This is a genomic window from Paraburkholderia sp. EG287B (assembly GCF_040965595.1).
Classification (GTDB): Bacteria; Pseudomonadota; Gammaproteobacteria; order Burkholderiales; family Burkholderiaceae; genus Paraburkholderia.
Genome location: NZ_JBFRCG010000013.1, coordinates 95,033 through 111,799, shown reverse-complemented (window position 1 = coordinate 111,799; position 16,767 = coordinate 95,033). Strand labels below are relative to the sequence as shown.

Here is a 16,767-nt window from a genome sequence, read left to right as displayed (position 1 = left end):
CGGCACGAACAAACACGAACAATCGCGCGCAAAAAGGCAGCGAACGGAAAAAACGCACATGAAGCCAACAGCCTTCAACGAGATGTTCGAGTACGGGGATTTCGACGTTCGCGGTCTCGCCGCCACGGCGTTTGCGCAGGCCGGCGAGCCGCGCGCCCACTACCGCGAATTCTTCGCCTGGATGCGCAGCCAGAGCGAGCAGCAGATGCTCAAGAAGCGCACCGAAGCCGATGCCATCTTCCGGCGCGTGGGCATCACCTTCGCCGTTTATGGCGAAAAGGACGTATCGGGTGCGGGCACCGAGCGCACGATTCCGTTCGACGTGATCCCGCGCATCTTCCAGCGCCAGGAGTGGAACACGCTCGAGCGCGGCCTGCGCCAGCGTGTGAACGCGCTCAACCGCTTCATCCACGACATCTATCACGAGCAGGAAATCGTCAAGCGCGGCATCGTGCCCGCCGACCAGATCCTGCGTAACGCGCAGTACCGCCCCGAGATGCAGGGCGTGCACGTCGCGCACGACATCTACGCGCATATCGCGGGCATCGATATCGTGCGCGCCGGCGAGGGCGAGTTCTACGTGCTGGAAGACAATCTGCGCGTGCCCTCCGGCGTCTCGTACATGCTGGAAAACCGCAAGATGATGATGCGGCTCTTTCCCGATCTGTTCGTGCGCAATCGCGTGGCGCCGGTTGCGCACTACCCCGACCTGCTGCTCGACACGCTGCGTGCCGCCGCGCCGTCCGGCACCGACAATCCGACGGTCGTGCTGCTCACGCCGGGCATGTACAACTCGGCCTACTTCGAGCACGCGTTCCTCGCGCAGCAAATGGGCGTCGAGCTCGTGGAAGGCCAGGACCTGTTCGTCGAGAACGATCACCTCTATATGCGCACCACGCAGGGCCGGCAGCGCGTGGACGTGATCTACCGGCGCGTGGACGACGACTTTCTCGACCCGCTCGTCTTCCGCTCCGACTCGGCGCTCGGCGCGGCGGGCCTCATGAACGTCTACCGCAAGGGCAACGTGACGCTGTGCAACGCGGTAGGCACGGGCGTGGCCGACGACAAGTCGATCTACCCCTACGTGCCCGACATGGTGCGCTTCTATCTGGGCGAGGAACCGCTGCTCAAGAACGTGCCCACGTGGATGTGCCGCAAGGCCGACGACCTGCGCTACGTGCTCGACCATCTGCCGGAGCTGGTCGTGAAGGAAACGCACGGCGCGGGCGGCTACGGCATGCTGATCGGTCCCGCTGCCACGCGCACCGAGATCGAAGCGTTTCGCGCCGCGCTCGTCGCGAACCCGGACAAGTACATCGCGCAGCCCACGCTCTCGCTTTCCACCTGCCCGACGTGGGTCGAATCGGGCGTCGCGCCGCGCCACATCGACCTGCGTCCGTTCGTGCTCTCGGGCAAGGAAGTGCGCATGGTGCCGGGCGGGCTTACGCGCGTGGCGCTGCGCGAGGGCTCGCTCGTGGTCAATTCCTCGCAGGGCGGCGGCACGAAGGACACCTGGGTGCTGGAGCGCTGAGCCCGCGCAGCAACGAACTCGCGCGGCGCGTGGGCGTTCACGGCCGCGAAGACGAAGCCGAGATCACGCGATGAACGAAGCGCAACTTGTCGATGACGGGCGAAGCCAGTGCGAACGGATAGCCGTCGGGCATGCCGAGGCTGCGGTTCAGGCTGTTGAGCGCGTAGGTGAGCGGAAACCAGCGCGCCAGCAGGCTGTCGAAGCTCGCCTCGTCCACCGGCGTCTGGTCGACCAGCGTGGGCTCGTCGGGGCTTTCGGGCAGCAGCGCGAGGCCGCAGGCCGTGGCCGTATCGAGCGTATCGACGATATGCAGGTAATGCGCCCACGTCTCGGCCCAGTCCTCCCACGGATGCACCGACGCATACGCGCTCACGTGGCGCTCGGCCCAGTCGGGCGCAGGGCCGTCGGCGTAGTGCGCGGCGAGCGCGGCGGCATAGTCGGCGCGCTCGTCGCCGAAGCGGCGGCGAAACGGTTCGAGCCAACGCCCCGTCGGCTCCTGCGCGATGAGACGATCGAAATAGTAGTGGCCGACCTCGTGGCGAAAATGCCCCAGCAAGGTGCGATACGGCTCGTGCAGCGACACGCGCGTGCGCTCGCGATGCGCGTCGTCGGCCTCGGCGATGTTCATCGTGATGAGCCCGTGATCGTGGCCCGTCATGATGCGCTGGCCGTCGCCCGTCTCTTCGAGAAATTCGAATTGCAGGCCGTGTTCCGGGTCTTCGGCGCGCGTGACGAGCGGCAGGCCGAGCGCCCCCAGCGTGTAGAGCAGGCGCCGCTTGGCCGTCTCGAGGCGATACCAGTACAGGCGGTTTTCGGGCCGCGAGAGGTCGGGAATCGTGCGCGTGAACTGGCAGGCGCGGCACAGCGTGTCGTCGCAGTCGGCCGGGATCATGCCGTTGCAGACGTTTTCGACCGCGTAGTTGTGGCACTGGCGAAAGAGCGCACCGTTTGCCTGCGCATTCAGGCTGCGCCAGCGCCCCTCGCCCGCATCCTCGAATGCGTGCATCTCGCCCGTCTGCGGCACGTAGCCCAGGCGCGACTCGCACCGCTCGCAGCGCTCGTTTTCGAAAAACACCAGCTGACTGCAGTGATCGCAGTGAAAGGTCTTCATCGCCGCATTCCTGTGAGGGCCGCGCGGGCCACGGTGCCTCGCGCAGCACGCCGCGTGCCTCGCACCCGCGTGGCCGCCGCTGTCACATCCTGCACTCGCGCCATGCGCATCATAGGCGCGCTGCGCGCTGCGCCTTTTCCGCCGTTCCATCCATGTCGATCGAGGAGTCGGGTGTGTCCATCCGTGTCGCGTTAAACCATGTCACGCAGTATCGCTATGACCGGCTCGTGCATCTCGCGCCTCACGTGGTGCGCCTGCGCCCCGCGCCGCACTGCCGCACGCCCATCCTCTCGTACTCGATGCGCGTGGAGCCCGCCGGTCACTTCGTCAACTGGCAGCAGGACCCGTTCGCCAACTATCAGGCGCGGCTCGCGTTTCCCGAGCCGACGCGCGAGTTCCGCGTCACGATCGATCTGGTCGCGGAAATGGCGGTCTACAACCCGTTCGACTTCTTTCTCGAACCGAGCGCCGAGCGCTTTCCGTTCGCGTACGCGCCCGAGCTGGCCGCGGAGCTTGCGCCTTATCTGGCGCACAGCGAGCCGACACCGCGCTTTGCCGCGTTCGTCGAGACGATCGATCGCACGCCGCGCGTGACGATCGACTTCCTCGTCGAGCTGAACCAGCGCCTGCAACGCGAGATCGGCTACCTGATCCGCATGGAGCCGGGCGTGCAGACGCCCGAGGAAACGCTGGAGAAAGGCTCCGGCTCGTGCCGCGACACGGGCTGGCTGCTCGTGCAGACGCTGCGTCAGCTCGGGCTCGCGGCGCGCTTCGTGTCGGGCTATCTGCTGCAGCTCACGCCCGACGTCAAGGCGATCGACGGCCCGCGCGGCGCCGAGGCCGACTTCACCGACCTGCACGCCTGGTGCGAGGTCTATCTGCCGGGCGCGGGCTGGATCGGGCTCGATCCGACCTCGGGCCTGCTCGCGGGCGAAGGCCATATTCCGGTGGCGTGCACGCCGGAGCCCGGCAGCGCCGCGCCGATCTCGGGCGCGCTCGACGAATGCGAAGTCGAGTTTTCGCATGCAATGTCGATCTCGCGTGTGCTCGAAACGCCGCGCGTGACGAAGCCCTACACCGAAGCGCAATGGGCCGATATGCACGCGATGGGAGTTCAGGTGGACGCCGCGCTCGCCGGCCAGGACGTGCGGCTCACGATGGGCGGCGAGCCGACCTTCGTGGCGGCGGGCGACCGCGACGCGCCCGAATGGAACACCGACGCGCTCGGCCCGACCAAGCGCCGCTACGCCATCGCGCTGATGGACAAGCTGCGCGCGCACTACGGCGCGCTGGGCTTTCTGCATATCGGCCAGGGCAAGTGGTATCCAGGCGAGCAGCTGCCGCGCTGGGCGCTTTCGCTTTTCTGGCGCGCGGACGGCGAGCCCTGCTGGCGCGATCCCGCGCTCTTCGCCGACGAGCGCTCGCCGACCCACCACACCGCGGCGGACGCCCAGCGCTTCATCGAACACCTCGCGGCGAAGCTCGCGGTCGATCCACAACACGTGCAGCCCGGCTACGAGGACACCTGGTATTACCTGTGGCGCGAGCGCCGCCTGCCCGTGAACGTCGATCCGTTCGACTCGCGCCTCGACGACGAGCTGGAACGCACGCGGCTGCGCCGCGTGTTCGACGCGGGCCTCGACACCGTGACCGGCTACGTGCTGCCGCTCGCGTGCGAGCGCGGCGAGCCGCCTGCGGCACAACCCGCCCTGCAGGGCCCGCGCTGGGTGAGCGGCCCGTGGTTCTTCCGCGACGATCGCATGTACCTGATTCCCGGCGACTCGCCGATGGGCTACCGTCTGCCGCTCGATTCGCTGCCGTGGATCGCGGCGGGCGACTACCCGTGGCAGCACGCGCGCGATCCGTTCGCCGCGCCTGCGCCGCTGCGCAGCGCGGCCGAGTTGCGCATGCAGTACGAGGCGGGATTCGATGCTGCCGCGTCGTTGCGGCGCGAAGAAAACGCGGGAAGCGCGGGGGGCGCGAACGGACCCGAAACAAACCGCTACCCCGAGCGCGGCGAATCCGCCGCCTGGACGCACCGCACCGCACTGTGCGTCGAAGCACGCGACCCCGCGCGCGCCGCCGGGCCGAAAGCCGAAGCCGCCGCCTTCGGCCGCGCGCAAGGCCAGCTTCATGTCTTCATGCCGCCGCTCGCCGAACTCGACGATTACCTCGACCTGCTGGCCGCCGTCGAAGCCACCGCTGCCGAGCTGGCGCTGCCCGTCGTGATCGAAGGCTATCCGCCGCCGCGCGACCCGCGCCTGAAAATGCTCCAGGTCACGCCCGACCCCGGCGTGATCGAGGTGAACATCCACCCGTCGTCGAACTGGGACGAACTGGTCGAGCGCACCGAATTCCTCTATCAGGCCGCGCACGAAACGCTGCTCTCCACCGAGAAGTTCATGCTCGACGGCCGCCACACCGGCACTGGCGGCGGCAATCACCTCGTGCTCGGCGGCGCCACGCCCGCCGACAGCCCGTTCCTGCGCCGCCCCGACCTGCTCGCTAGCCTCGTGGCCTACTGGCACAACCATCCGTCGCTGTCGTACCTGTTTTCGGGCCTCTTCATCGGGCCGACGAGCCAGGCGCCGCGCGTGGACGAAGCGCGCAACGATCAGGTCTACGAACTGGAAGTCGCGTTCGCCGAGATCCAGCGTCAGGTCGATCTGCTGCGCGGCTTCGGCAGCCCCTTCGACAACGGACCGCGCGTGCCGCCCTGGCTGATCGACCGCACGCTGCGCAACATCCTCATCGACGTGACCGGCAACACGCATCGCGCCGAGTTCTGCATCGACAAGCTCTACTCGCCCGACGGCCCGACCGGCCGACTCGGCCTGCTCGAGCTGCGCGGCTTCGAAATGCCGCCGCACGCGCGCATGAGCCTCGCGCAGCAACTGCTGCTGCGCGCGCTCGTCGCGCGCTTCTGGAAGACGCCGTACACGCAGCGCCTCACGCGCTGGGGCACCGAACTGCACGACCGCTTCATGCTCTCGACCTTCGTGCAGATGGATTTCGACGACGTGCTCGCCGAAACGTCCGCGGCGGGATTCGCGCTCGATCCCGCCTGGTTCGCGCCGCACTTCGAATTCCGCTTCCCGCTGGTCGGCGAGCTGCACACGAGCGGCATCGCGCTCTCGGTGCGCCATGGGCTCGAACCGTGGCACGTGATGGGCGAAGAAGGCGGGGCCGGCGCGACGGTGCGCTATGTCGATTCGTCGGTGGAGCGGCTCGAAGTGCGCGTGCTCGGCATCAACGAAAGCCGCCACGTCGTCACCGTGAACGGCCGCGCGCTGCCGCTGCAGCCCACCGGGCGCGTGAGCGAGAGCGTGGCGGGCGTGCGCTTTCGCGCGTGGCAGCAGGCGGCGTCGCTGCATCCCACCATCGGCGTGCACGCGCCGCTCACGATCGATATCGTCGACAGCTGGAGCGCGCGTGCGATCGGCGGATGCCAGTATCATGTTGCGCATCCGGGCGGCCGCAATTATCAGACGTTTCCGGTCAACGCCTACGAGGCCGAAAGCCGGCGGCGCGCGCGCTTCTTCACGACCGGCCACACGCCGGGACCCGTGGACGTGGCGCCGCCCGAGCGCAGCCTCGAATTTCCGTTCACACTGGATCTACGCCGCGGCTGATTGCGGCCGATAACCCGTCAAGAGCCCTAACCGAAGGCGCGCCTCATGAACGAGGCGCGCTGCCACGACCCACGATCTTGCCCACCCAATCCACCCTGCCGTTCGATTCCTCCGCCAGCGACGAGCCGGCGAGCGCGCCGCTGCGCACGCTGCCGGTGCGCGCCGGACACTGGGACGAACTGCAAACGGCGGAAGGCGAGCTGCGCGAGCCGTGGCGGCAGTTCTTCGGGCTGCTCGGCAAGCCGGGCGTGGCGGGATTCGACGGCGCGGCCGCGTCGGTCGCGCGCCAGGTGCGAGAGAACGACATCACCTATAACGTCTACGCGGACGCGGGCGGACCGCGGCCGTGGGCGCTCGACGTGCTGCCGTTCATCATCGACGAAGCCGAATGGGCGCAGATCGAGCGCGGCGCTGCGCAGCGCGCACGCCTGCTCAACGAGATCGTCGCCGATATCTACGGGCCGCAAACCCTGCTCGCGCGCGGGCTGCTGCCGCCCGCACTGGTGTTCGGCCACCCGGGCTATCTGCGCGCGGTGAAAGGCTTCGTGCCGCCCGCCCGCCAGTATCTGCAGATCGTCGCGCTCGACCTCGCGCGCTCGCCCGAAGGCCTGTGGACCGTCGTCTCGCACCGCACGGAAGCGCCCTCGGGACTCGGCTATCTGCTGGAAAACCGGCTCATCGTCTCGAGCCTCTTCGCCGAGCCGTTTCGCACCATGCGGGTGCACCGACTCGCGCCGTCCTATTCGCAGCTCGTCGCCACGCTCGCCGCGGCGGCGCGCGCGATCATGAGCGCCGACGAGCGCAGCGTGAGCGGCGCGTCCGCGCATATCGTGCTGCTCACGCCGGGGCCGTTCAGCGAGACTTACTTCGAGCACGTGTTCCTCGCGCGCTACCTCGGCCTCACGCTCGTCGAGGGCAAGGACCTCACGGTGCGCGACGACATGCTGTACCTGAAAACGCTCGACGGGCTGGAGCGCGTGCACGCCGTGCTGCGCCGCCTCGACGACACCTTCTGCGACCCGGTCGAGCTTCGCGCCGACTCGACCATCGGCGTGCCGGGCCTGCTGCAGGTCATGCGCGCGGGCAACGTGATGGTCTCGAACGTGCCCGGCGCGGGCTTCGTCGAATCGCCCGCGCTGCACGGCTTCATGCCCGGCATCGCGCAGGCGCTGCTCGGCGAGGAGCTGGCGCTGCCGGGCATCGCGACCTGGTGGTGCGGCGAAGACGCGGCCTGGCGCGATGCGCTCGCGCAGGTCCCCGAGGCGCTGCTCGTGCCGACGTGGCCGGGCGCGGCGAACGCGCCGTCCGCGCCGCCCGGACTCGCCGCCGGCATGCAAACGCTCGCCGACTGGCGCGAGCGCATCGAGCAGCTGCCCGACGCCTTCACGGTCCAGCAGCCCCTGCGCTACAGCTATACGCCGCGCTATGAAACCGGCGCGGGCATGCTCGGCGCGCGGCCTGCCGGGCTGCGCGTCTACGCGATCGCCGACCAGGAATGCGGCTGGCGCGTGCTGCCCGGCGGCTTCACGCGCCTCGCGGCCGAACATCAGGAATCCGTATCGATGCAGATGGGCGGCAGCAGCGTGGATACCTGGGTCCTGTCGAGCCAGCCCGGTTCGACCTTCACGCTCCTGCCGAGCCCGATCAAGCCCGGCGAGCTGCGCCGCGAGCGCCGCCGCGTGCCGAGCCGCTCGGCGGAGAACCTGTTCTGGGCGGGGCGTTATGGCGAACGCGCCGAAAACGGCGTGCGCCTGTGCCGGCTGATTCTCGGCTCGCTAGAAGGCAGCGACGCCGAAGAGCTGTTCGGCACCTTCATCGAACTGGCCGCCGCCAACGGGCTCGTGCCCGCCACGGTCAGCGAAGCCCGGCGCAGCCTCGACGACTTCGAGCGCGTGCTCGTGGCCAATCTGCACGAGAATGCGGGCGCAACGGGCATCGGCCGCACGCTCGCGAGCCAGGCGTACGCGTGCGGCGAGATTCGCGGCCGGCTGTCGAACGATCACTGGCGCACCGTGCTCGCCTCACGCAACGACTTCCGCGACGCGCTCCACGCGCTTTCGCTCGTGCCCGCGGCGGCGCGTCAGGGCGCGGCGATCGAATTCAGGCGCCCCACGCCGTACGACCGCATGGCGCTGATGGGCGCACTCGATGCGCTCGCGACGCAGTTGAGCGCCATCAGCGGCTGCCAGGGCGACCGCATGACTCGCGACGAAGCCTGGCGCCTGCTGTTCGCGGGGCGCCATATTGAACGCGTGGCCGCGTTGGCCACCATGCTCCGCATCGCCGCACACGAACGCACGCTCGCCACGCCCGCGGGCTTCGACGTGCTGCTGCAACTGTTCGACAGCACGCTCACGTATCGCTCGCTGTATCCGGGGCGACTCGAAGTGCCCGCCCTGCTCGACGTGATCGTGACCGACCCGACCAATCCGCGCGGGCTCTATGGCGTCTATGCGCGGCTGCGCGCGCGGCTCGACGAAATCGCCCAGGCGGCGCGCGGCCCGAGGCGCGAGCCGTTCGCCTCGCAGCTCGCGCCCGTCGAGGCGCTGCCGACGCTGGAGGCGCTCTGCGAGCCCGGCGACGACGGCCGCTACCCCGCGCTCACCGCACTGTGCGACAGCCTCGCCGAGCGCATGGCCGCGATGTCGAACGAGATCAGCGCGCGCTGGTTCAGCCACGCCGCGCCGCTCGCCGCGCAGGTCTGGTCATGAACGGCACGCGCCTCGCGGTCACGCACCGCACGACCTACCGTTATTCGACGCTCGTCGAGACCGCGCAGCATCTCGCGACCATCCGCCCGCTCGACCTGCCCTGGCAGCGCGTGCTCGCGCACCGCGAGCGTATCGAACCCGCGCCCTCGTATCAGACGAGCCGCCGCGACGCCTTCGGCAACGAGGTGCTCTACTTCTCGTTCGACGCGCCGCACGACTACTTGCAGATGACGAGCGAAACGAGCGTGCTGCTCTCGCCGCGCTACGCGACGCTCGACGCAGACGGCACGCCGGCCTGGGAAGACATCGCGCGAACGCTGCGCTACACGGCGGGCGGCGCCTTCCATGCGGAGTCGGAATTCTGCTGCGCCTCGCCGAATATCGCCTTGCTGCCGGAATTGCGTGCCTACGCGCTGGAGAGTTTCGCGCCCGCCGCCCCGGTTCTGGCTGGCGCGATCGACCTGATGCATCGCATCCACGCGGACTTCGCGTACCGCCCCTCGGCGACGTCGTTCGACACCCCCGCCGCGCGCGCCTTCGAACTGCGCCACGGCGTGTGTCAGGACTTCGCCCAGGTGATGATCGGCTGCCTGCGCTCGATCGGGCTCGCCGTGCGTTACGTGAGCGGCTATCTGCGCAACGACCCGCCTGAAGGCGCCCAACCGATGATCGGCGCGGACGCCTCGCATGCGTGGGTGTCGCTCTACGTGCCTTCGGCGCCGTCTGCCCCCCCTGCTGGCTGGATCGATCTCGATCCGACCAACGACGTGCTCGCCGACCAGGGCCACGTGACGCTCGCCATCGGCCGCGACTACACCGACGTGTCGCTCCTGCGCGGCGTCATTCTTGGCGGCGGCGCGCATCAGGTGGATGTGGCGGTCAACGTGAGCGCGGAATGACGGCCGCGCTCAGACCCGGCGTCGAAGCGGCGCCGTATAAGGCGCCAACGGGCTGATGCTCCATCTGGTGTGAACCTGGCTGGCCAGCGAAAGCAGCGAGTCGACGTGCCCGGCCACGCTGGCGTCGTAGAGGACGGCTTGCCCGTTCTCGTTATGGTTCTCTCCGACAAGCCGGCTCGCGACTGCGCGCCTGATCGTCTCGCGCAGCGACCGCACATCTCCCCGCTCGAACACGTGTTTCGCATGCGTGGCGATCACGTCGCCGCAACCCATCGTCGACGGCATGATCACCGGCGTGCCGCACATGACCGATTCGATCCCCACCAGCCCGAACGGCTCATAGGCGGAAGCGAGGATCGAGAAGTCCGCCGCGCGAAAGCAGTCTTCGATTTCGCGCTGAAAGCCGATGTAGCGCACGTGCGGCGAGTGACTGGCTACCGGGCGGCCCGCCACCGCGACGACGACGGGTTCCTTCAGGTCTCGCACGGCGGCTTCAATGAGGGGCAGTCCCTTGCGCACATGACTGCTCGACGGAAAGAGCAGCACGCGCTCGTTGTCCTGGAAGCCGAGCCGCTTGCGCAGCGAAGCGCGCGCAGCCGCATCGACGGGCGTGAAGCGCGCCGTATCGACCGGGGGACGCAGAATGCGCACCCTGGCTTCATCGATCCCGTACAGTTCGATCAGCTCGTCACGCATCAACGGTGAGTGCGCGAGAATGATCGCCGCATTGGCATACAGGCGTTCTTCCAGCGCAATCTGCCAACGGTCGGCAAGCTTGAGTCTGCGGCCTGTTGCGCGCAGAAACCCGCGATGGGTGCCGCCACACACCGCGATATCCGAACTGTCGACCCGGTTGCAGCCGATCATGACGTCGACGTCCGCAACACGCTTCGCACGGCGCAGCCGCCACGAGAACCAGGCATCGCGCAATTTGCCCGGCAGAAACGACACGTTGATGCGATGCGGCTCGACCATCGCATACTCCGGCAGCGCGTGGTCGAGCTTGCGCGCGAAATAGGCGGGTCGAAAGCCGCGCTCGGCAATGCCGCGCGCGAGGTCTCTCGCATAACGCTCCATGCCGCCGCTATGCTTCATGACATTGCAGGAAACACCGAGTTTCATGGCGATCCGCTCCTCCAATATTGGCCGATCCAGTCCTTTACGCCGGGCCGCGTTTGACGGCTTGCGCTCATGAGCGCGCCTGCAGCGCCTGAAAATGCGCCATCACACGCCTTACGCTGAGCAGCTTCGTCCATAGCAGCTCCTTGAGATTGCCGAACGGGATGACGTTGGGCGGCAATACGACCTGACCGGGTCCCCAGCACGGGCGCCACGTACGGGCAAGGCCGCGCCGCATGAAAAGCGTGAGCGTGGGGACGCCGATCGATGAAGCGAGGTGGCCCAGACCCGAGTCGTTGCCGATGAACCACGCCGACTCGGCGATCCATGTCGCCACGTCTTCGAGTCGCGGCAGCGAGTGAACCTCGTGGCCTTGCATGGTGCTTTGCCGCCAGGCGGCGAACTCGCCGGGCGCAACGAGAAAGCCCGGATGCAAGTGAGCGCACTTGAGTTCGTCGGCGAGCGCGAGAAACTTCTCGCGGCTCCACATTTTTTCGCGGTGGCTGCCCGTCGGATGGATCACGACGCGATCCGCGAAACGGCCGCGCTGCACGCCAGGCGGCACGACGAGCCCGTTCGAATGCGTCACGTCGCGCAGCCCGAACACATTCGCTGCAATATCGACGATGCGGTCGACCATGTGCTTCCCGCCGCCATATTCGGGCAGGTCAGCCAGACGCAACGTCTTGCCGGTGCGGCTCAGCATCGGCCCGAACTCGGTCGGACGCAGTTCGATCACCGTATCGAAGGCGCCTGCATACGCCGCCTGATAGCCGACCGTCATATGGGGAAACCAGTCGGCAAGCTGCTCGGCGACCCAGCCAAACACGATAGGACGGTAGCCGTTGCGAATCAGATTGTTGACGAGCACGAGCCCGATGAGGCTGTCGCCGATCGGCGGCGGCAACGCCACCGCAACATTGCCCTGGATCTGAACTTTCATTTTTGTGCGAAGGCTTATACGTTAGCAAGACTAAATTTATATTCGGCATGCGTAGCGGACCCCGCCATGCGTTTATCGCGATGCAGGCTTCAGGTCATCGACGCCACGCGCGCCCGCAATGTCAGAAAGGCCCGGTACACGCGTCTCACCGAGATGCTTTCGCGCCACCACTTTTCCTTGAGCCCCGCGGTCGGCACCCACCACGGCGGCAGCACGATCTCGCCGCGCTGAAATCCCGGGCGCCAGCGTTGCGCGATACGTCGCCGGCGAAATACGGTCAGCGTCGGTATGCCGAGCGCCGAAGCGAGATGCCCCAAGCCCGAATCGTTGCCGATGAACCAGCCCGATTCGTAGAGCCACGCCGCAAGCCCGGCCGTATCGCGAAACGAGCGCAACGGCGGCGCTACGCTGGCAAGCGGCAGCCAGTGCGAGCGCTCGCTGTCGGCAACCACGAACTCGGGCGCAAAGCCTTCCCCGCTCAACCGCCGGGATAAGCCGATGAAGCGCTGCGCCAGCCAGCGCTTGTCGGCCGTACTGGCCTCCGGATGCACCGCCACGCGTTGGGCGTAACGGCGGCGCTGAAAATCCAGCGGCGCACGAATGCCGTTCGAAATCTCGACGGTTTGCAATCTGAAATGAGCCGCTGCGAACGCCGCAAAACGCTGCGCCATGCACCGGCCGTCATCGGCATATTCGATGTCGTGCAGGTCGACGAAGCCCGGATGCCATGTGCGCAGATGCTTGAACGGCCGCTCGCGGTGCATCTGCACCACGACGCCGAAGCTCGCCAGCCTGTCGCGCGCTGCTTCCTCGCCGAGCGCCGGGTTCATCGACAGGTGCGGGAACCAGAGCGCAAGCGACCACGCATGATCTCCGAATATTTCCACCTGCCAGCCCGCTCGCACGAGGTTGTGCGCGATGACCAGCAGATTCAGCGAATCCCCTAGCGCCGGCGACATCACGAACGCCGCGTTGGGTGCTTTCGCGTGCGCAATGGAGGGACCCGTTGCTGGCGTGTCGTGCTGTGCGTGACTCACACGGGCGGGTTGTGGCATCGGTTGCGTGTCTGATCGGGTTTCGGCTATGGACACGCATGGTGCCACTGTGGCGCGATTCGCGGGTTACGTGATCTTTCTGCGCATTTCTTTCGCGCCACGCCGGCGCGCGCGAACGTTACGCGCCCGATTACACGTAAAGAATTAGCAATGTTTCTGGGCTTCGTGAATGCGACGTCACCTGCTACGCTGGTCTTCGCCTGACATTGCGCGGGAAGCCTCGACCGCGGATGAACGGTGCTTTACCTTCAACCCTTTGCATACCCGGCGCATCGCCGGGTTTTTTTCACGCGCGGGCAGCAGCCTGGTCCAGATCGGGAAGCGCGTCGTCAGGGCAAAACACATAACCATCCCTATAGCGCGTTTGAATATATTGGCGGCCGCAGGGCGACAGGCCGAGCAGCTTGCGCAGACGAAAGACGACGACGTCGACGCTGCGCGCGTGAAGCGACGAATTGCGATCGATCATGCTCACGATGCGCTCGCGCGAAAGCGGCCGCAGGCGGTTCGCGGCGAACACCGCGAGCACCGCGAGCACCAGGGGAGGCGCGGGAATCTTGAGTCCGTCCCTGAACAGCTGGTTGTCGATGGCGTCGAGTTCGAAGCCGTCGAAGACGTACTTCGTCTCTCTACGCGGCGACGCAGGGTAATCGATCTTGCAGCGCAATGCATGATGCAGGCGCGCGAGCAGTTCGCGAGGATCGAACGGATCGACCATATAGTCGTTGGCGCCGAATTCGAAGGCGAGCACCTTGTCGGCCACGTCGGCGGACTCGCTCACGATGATGGCGGGCGTCAGCCACCCTCGCTCACGCAGCGTGCGCAGCGCTGCGATGCCGTCGATCCTGAGCGCATCATGCCGCAGGATAATGAGCGAAGGGGTTTCGCGCGCGAGACGCTGCTCCAGCCGCTCGACGCCATACAGCACCGACACCGCGATCTGCTGCCGCTGCAAATAAGTACGCAGGTCGTCCCGATACGCCTGATCGGGCTCGACAAGCAGCACGTGAATGTCCATCGATCTGTCCCTTCCTCTGTGATGCACGTCATTCCATCCGGATCCCGCGCACGAACGCATGGATGCGCTTCGATCTGCAGCGGATCATACGGAACAACGGTGCAGGAAAAAGAAGGGAAATCTGGAGAAAATGTGGATTCGGACGGGCCACGTACCCCTTACGGTACGCTTCGGGCGAAAATAGTGCCGAATAATTTCGCACTCGCCTCTATTGCTCCCTGCTGAACCCGTCATGAAAGTCAGCGTCACCTCCAAACTCTTCCTCGCGATTCTTTCGGCTTGCGTGCTCGCTGCGGTGGCCATGGGCGTCGCGATCCGGACGAGTTTCGAATTCGGCTTCGTGGATTTTCTGCAGGAGCAAAGTGCGAGTGAGCTGGCGGCGCTCCAGCAGGAACTGGAAGCCTCGTACGCCCAGCATGGCAATTGGGATTTCGCTCGCGAGTCCACGCAGGACCGGCCTCCATTCGATGGCGGGCCGCCGCCAGGCGCGCCGCCGGGCGACGGCCGCCCGCCCGATGCGCCGGGCGGCTTCCACGGCGACGACGGCAACGGCGGTCCCTTCGCCCCCGGCCTTGGCGGACGCCCGCGGCCGTTTCGCCCGCCCTACACGCTTTACGACGCAAACATGAAGCGCGTCACGAGCGCGGGGCCGCCCCCGCCGCCCGACGCCGTACGCCATCCGCTGCGTGTCAAGGGCCAAACGGTCGGCTGGATCGCAGTGGCGGGACCCAACTCGCTCATCAACCAGGCGGAGCAGCGCTTCAAGGACCGCCAGCTGCAGGCGACGTGGATCATCGTGGGCTTTACCGCGTTGCTCTCCGCCGCCATGTCGATCATCCTCGCGCGTACGCTGCTCACGCCGATCAAGCGGATCGTCACGGCCACGCATCGCCTCGCGGGCGGCGACTACGCCACGCGCGTGCCGGCCAAAGGCAGCGACGAATTGCAGATGCTCGCGAGCGATTTCAACCGGCTCGCGGCGTCGCTCGAAAAGGCCGAAAGCGACCGGCGCGACTTTATCGCCGATATTTCGCATGAGTTGCGCACGCCCCTCTCGGTGCTGCGCGGCGAGCTCGAGGCGATCGAGGACGGCGTGCGCCGACCCGACGCGGCGACCATCGCTTCTTTGCAGTCCGAAGTCGCGATGCTCAGCCAGCTGATCGACGACCTCTACGAACTTTCGCTGGCTGACATCGGCCAGCTCTCATTCGAGAAAGTGCCGCTCGACCTCGTGCCTATCGTCGAAGCTTCATGCGACGTATTTCGCGAGCGCCTCGCCGCCAAGGACATCGCGCTGGAATTCGATCCCGACGACGCGCACGCCACGCTCTCGGGCGATCCTTATCGCCTCACGCAACTGTGGAAAAACCTGCTGGAGAACGCGCTGCGCTACACCAATGCCGGTGGCCGCGTGAGGCTCTCGGTCACGTCGAACGACAACGACATCCATGTCGACGTTCAAGATTCGTTTCCGCCGGTTCCTGCGCCGCTGCTGCCGCATCTGTTCGACCGGTTCTTCCGCGTCGACCCATCGCGCAGTCGTCAAAGCGGCGGTGCGGGTCTCGGGCTCGCATTGTGCAAGCACATCGTGGAGCAGCACGGCGGCACCATCGAGGCATCGCGCTCCCCGCTCGGCGGGCTGCGGATCCTGGTCCAACTTCCTCGCCTACACACGCAACATGATTGATCCGACCATGCGGCCGTCCATCCTCATCGTCGAAGACGAGCCGAAGCTCGCGGCCCTGCTCGCCGACTACCTCGCGAAGGAGGATTTCGCCACGGCGATCGTGGCCGACGGCCGCGAGGTCGTGCCCTACGTGCGCGAACATCAACCGTCGATGGTGCTGCTCGACCTGATGCTGCCCGGACGCAGCGGCCTCGACGTGTGCCGCGAACTTCGCACGTTCTCCGCCATTCCCGTGATGATCATCACGGCGCGCGTGGACGAAATCGACCGTTTGCTCGGGCTCGAACTGGGTGCCGACGACTACGTGTGCAAGCCGTTCAGTCCGCGCGAAGTCGTAGCACGTGTGAAAGCGATCCTGCGTCGTGCCGAACTGCTGGCGCGCGCACACCAGGAGGCGGAAGGCACCGTGGCCTCGCCGTTTTCGATCGATGTTACGCAATACGCCGCGCGCCTGGACGGCCGCGATCTGCACCTCACGCCCATCGAATTTCGTTTGCTTGCGCTGCTGCATTCGGGCCCGGGCCGCATTTACGCGCGCGACTTTCTTCTGCGCGCGCTATACGACGATCATCGGGTCGTGGCCGACCGCACGATCGACTCGCACGTCAAGAACCTGCGGCGCAAGATCCAGTCGATCCGGCCCGAGCAGGACATGATCCGCTCGATTTACGGTGTGGGTTATCGCCTGGAGATCGCGCCTGCCGGCGAATGAATTTGACAGGCTGTACACCGACGAATCCGCATCGAACGAGAGGCGCCGGTAGATAGGCTAAATGTATTGGCGTGCCGGACGCGCGATGCAGTCTAATGGCCTTCCCGCGTTCCCCTCTATACGCATGGAGGCATCGATGAACCAGCACGCCGCAGAAGAACTCGTAAAGGCGATTGCAGCCGAGACCCGTGCTCCCATGGAGACCGTTTCCAGGATGTACGAAGAAACCTGGGCGGCATTCAGCGACGGCGCGCGCATCATGGATTACCTGACCGTGCTGGTCGCGCGGCGCGTGCGCGAAAATCTGCGGAGCTTGCGCACAGACGCGCACTAGGCTCGTGCAGCCCCG

General features: G+C 66.8%; 12 protein-coding genes. 7 read left to right on the top strand and 5 right to left on the bottom strand.

What is annotated here, in order from left to right:
* The first annotated feature begins 82 nt into the window (after window positions 1-82).
* Window positions 83-1,531: a circularly permuted type 2 ATP-grasp protein gene (locus AB4Y40_RS24330; RefSeq protein WP_368690167.1), complete on the top strand. Its 1,449-nt coding sequence runs from the start codon at window positions 83-85 to the stop codon at window positions 1,529-1,531.
* A 37-nt stretch (window positions 1,532-1,568) separates the two neighbouring features.
* Here the strand turns inward: AB4Y40_RS24330 and AB4Y40_RS24325 are convergent, their stop codons facing one another.
* On the bottom strand, window positions 1,569-2,642 hold the full coding sequence (locus AB4Y40_RS24325; protein ID WP_368689970.1) for a putative zinc-binding metallopeptidase: 1,074 nt from the start codon (window positions 2,640-2,642) through the stop codon (window positions 1,569-1,571).
* A 173-nt stretch (window positions 2,643-2,815) separates the two neighbouring features.
* Between AB4Y40_RS24325 and AB4Y40_RS24320 the strand changes: the two genes are divergently transcribed.
* The 3 genes from AB4Y40_RS24320 (at window position 2,816) to AB4Y40_RS24310 (ending at window position 9,884) form a co-directional block, all read left to right on the top strand.
* Complete coding sequence (locus AB4Y40_RS24320) at window positions 2,816-6,274, top strand: DUF2126 domain-containing protein (protein ID WP_368689969.1); 3,459 nt, start codon at window positions 2,816-2,818, stop codon at window positions 6,272-6,274.
* Between the two features lie 77 nt (window positions 6,275-6,351).
* Complete coding sequence (locus tag AB4Y40_RS24315) at window positions 6,352-8,985, top strand: circularly permuted type 2 ATP-grasp protein (RefSeq protein ID WP_368689968.1); 2,634 nt, start codon at window positions 6,352-6,354, stop codon at window positions 8,983-8,985.
* On the top strand, window positions 8,982-9,884 hold the full coding sequence (locus AB4Y40_RS24310) for a transglutaminase N-terminal domain-containing protein (protein ID WP_368689967.1): 903 nt from the start codon (window positions 8,982-8,984) through the stop codon (window positions 9,882-9,884). The genes AB4Y40_RS24315 and AB4Y40_RS24310 overlap by 4 nt, the downstream gene beginning before the upstream one ends.
* 9 nt (window positions 9,885-9,893) lie before the next feature.
* Here AB4Y40_RS24310 and AB4Y40_RS24305 read toward each other — a convergent pair whose 3' ends face one another.
* The 4 genes from AB4Y40_RS24305 to AB4Y40_RS24290 all read right to left on the bottom strand — a co-directional run bounded on the left by AB4Y40_RS24305 (window position 9,894) and on the right by AB4Y40_RS24290 (window position 14,019).
* The gene (locus AB4Y40_RS24305) at window positions 9,894-11,006 is read right to left on the bottom strand and encodes a glycosyltransferase family 4 protein (protein ID WP_368689966.1); all 1,113 of its coding nucleotides are present in this window, start codon (window positions 11,004-11,006) and stop codon (window positions 9,894-9,896) included.
* Between the two features lie 67 nt (window positions 11,007-11,073).
* Window positions 11,074-11,946, bottom strand: coding sequence for a glycosyltransferase family 9 protein (locus AB4Y40_RS24300; RefSeq protein WP_368689965.1), 873 nt, complete (start codon window positions 11,944-11,946; stop codon window positions 11,074-11,076).
* Between the two features lie 89 nt (window positions 11,947-12,035).
* Window positions 12,036-13,001, bottom strand: coding sequence for a glycosyltransferase family 9 protein (locus AB4Y40_RS24295; protein WP_368689964.1), 966 nt, complete (start codon window positions 12,999-13,001; stop codon window positions 12,036-12,038).
* Between the two features lie 286 nt (window positions 13,002-13,287).
* Window positions 13,288-14,019 carry a response regulator transcription factor gene (locus tag AB4Y40_RS24290; RefSeq protein ID WP_342919856.1) on the bottom strand — a complete coding sequence of 244 codons (732 nt, stop codon included), beginning with the start codon at window positions 14,017-14,019 and terminating at the stop codon, window positions 13,288-13,290.
* A gap of 232 nt (window positions 14,020-14,251) precedes the next feature.
* Between AB4Y40_RS24290 and AB4Y40_RS24285 the strand changes: the two genes are divergently transcribed.
* The 3 genes from AB4Y40_RS24285 to AB4Y40_RS24275 all read left to right on the top strand — a co-directional run bounded on the left by AB4Y40_RS24285 (window position 14,252) and on the right by AB4Y40_RS24275 (window position 16,752).
* Entirely contained in the window at window positions 14,252-15,706 is a 1,455-nt protein-coding gene (locus AB4Y40_RS24285; protein WP_368689963.1) for an ATP-binding protein, read from the top strand.
* Window positions 15,707-15,713: 7 nt separating this feature from the next.
* A complete protein-coding gene (locus tag AB4Y40_RS24280; protein ID WP_368689962.1) occupies window positions 15,714-16,418 on the top strand; it encodes a response regulator in 705 nt (234 codons plus the stop codon).
* A 136-nt stretch (window positions 16,419-16,554) separates the two neighbouring features.
* Entirely contained in the window at window positions 16,555-16,752 is a 198-nt protein-coding gene (locus AB4Y40_RS24275) for a DUF3562 domain-containing protein (protein ID WP_368689961.1), read from the top strand.
* Window positions 16,753-16,767: the final 15 nt, after the last annotated feature.

Bases quoted from the DNA above. Each gene is read 5' to 3' on its own strand.
- AB4Y40_RS24330 (WP_368690167.1), top strand. From the start codon at position 83: ATGTTCGAGTACGGGGATTTCGACGTTCGCGGTCTCGCCGCCACGGCG.
- AB4Y40_RS24325 (WP_368689970.1), bottom strand. From the start codon at position 2,642: ATGAAGACCTTTCACTGCGATCACTGCAGTCAGCTGGTGTTTTTCGAA.
- AB4Y40_RS24310 (WP_368689967.1), top strand. From the start codon at position 8,982: ATGAACGGCACGCGCCTCGCGGTCACGCACCGCACGACCTACCGTTAT.
- AB4Y40_RS24305 (WP_368689966.1), bottom strand. From the start codon at position 11,006: ATGAAACTCGGTGTTTCCTGCAATGTCATGAAGCATAGCGGCGGCATG.
- AB4Y40_RS24300 (WP_368689965.1), bottom strand. From the start codon at position 11,946: ATGAAAGTTCAGATCCAGGGCAATGTTGCGGTGGCGTTGCCGCCGCCG.
- AB4Y40_RS24295 (WP_368689964.1), bottom strand. From the start codon at position 13,001: ATGCCACAACCCGCCCGTGTGAGTCACGCACAGCACGACACGCCAGCA.
- AB4Y40_RS24290 (WP_342919856.1), bottom strand. From the start codon at position 14,019: ATGGACATTCACGTGCTGCTTGTCGAGCCCGATCAGGCGTATCGGGAC.
- AB4Y40_RS24285 (WP_368689963.1), top strand. From the start codon at position 14,252: ATGAAAGTCAGCGTCACCTCCAAACTCTTCCTCGCGATTCTTTCGGCT.
- AB4Y40_RS24280 (WP_368689962.1), top strand. From the start codon at position 15,714: ATGCGGCCGTCCATCCTCATCGTCGAAGACGAGCCGAAGCTCGCGGCC.
- AB4Y40_RS24275 (WP_368689961.1), top strand. From the start codon at position 16,555: ATGAACCAGCACGCCGCAGAAGAACTCGTAAAGGCGATTGCAGCCGAG.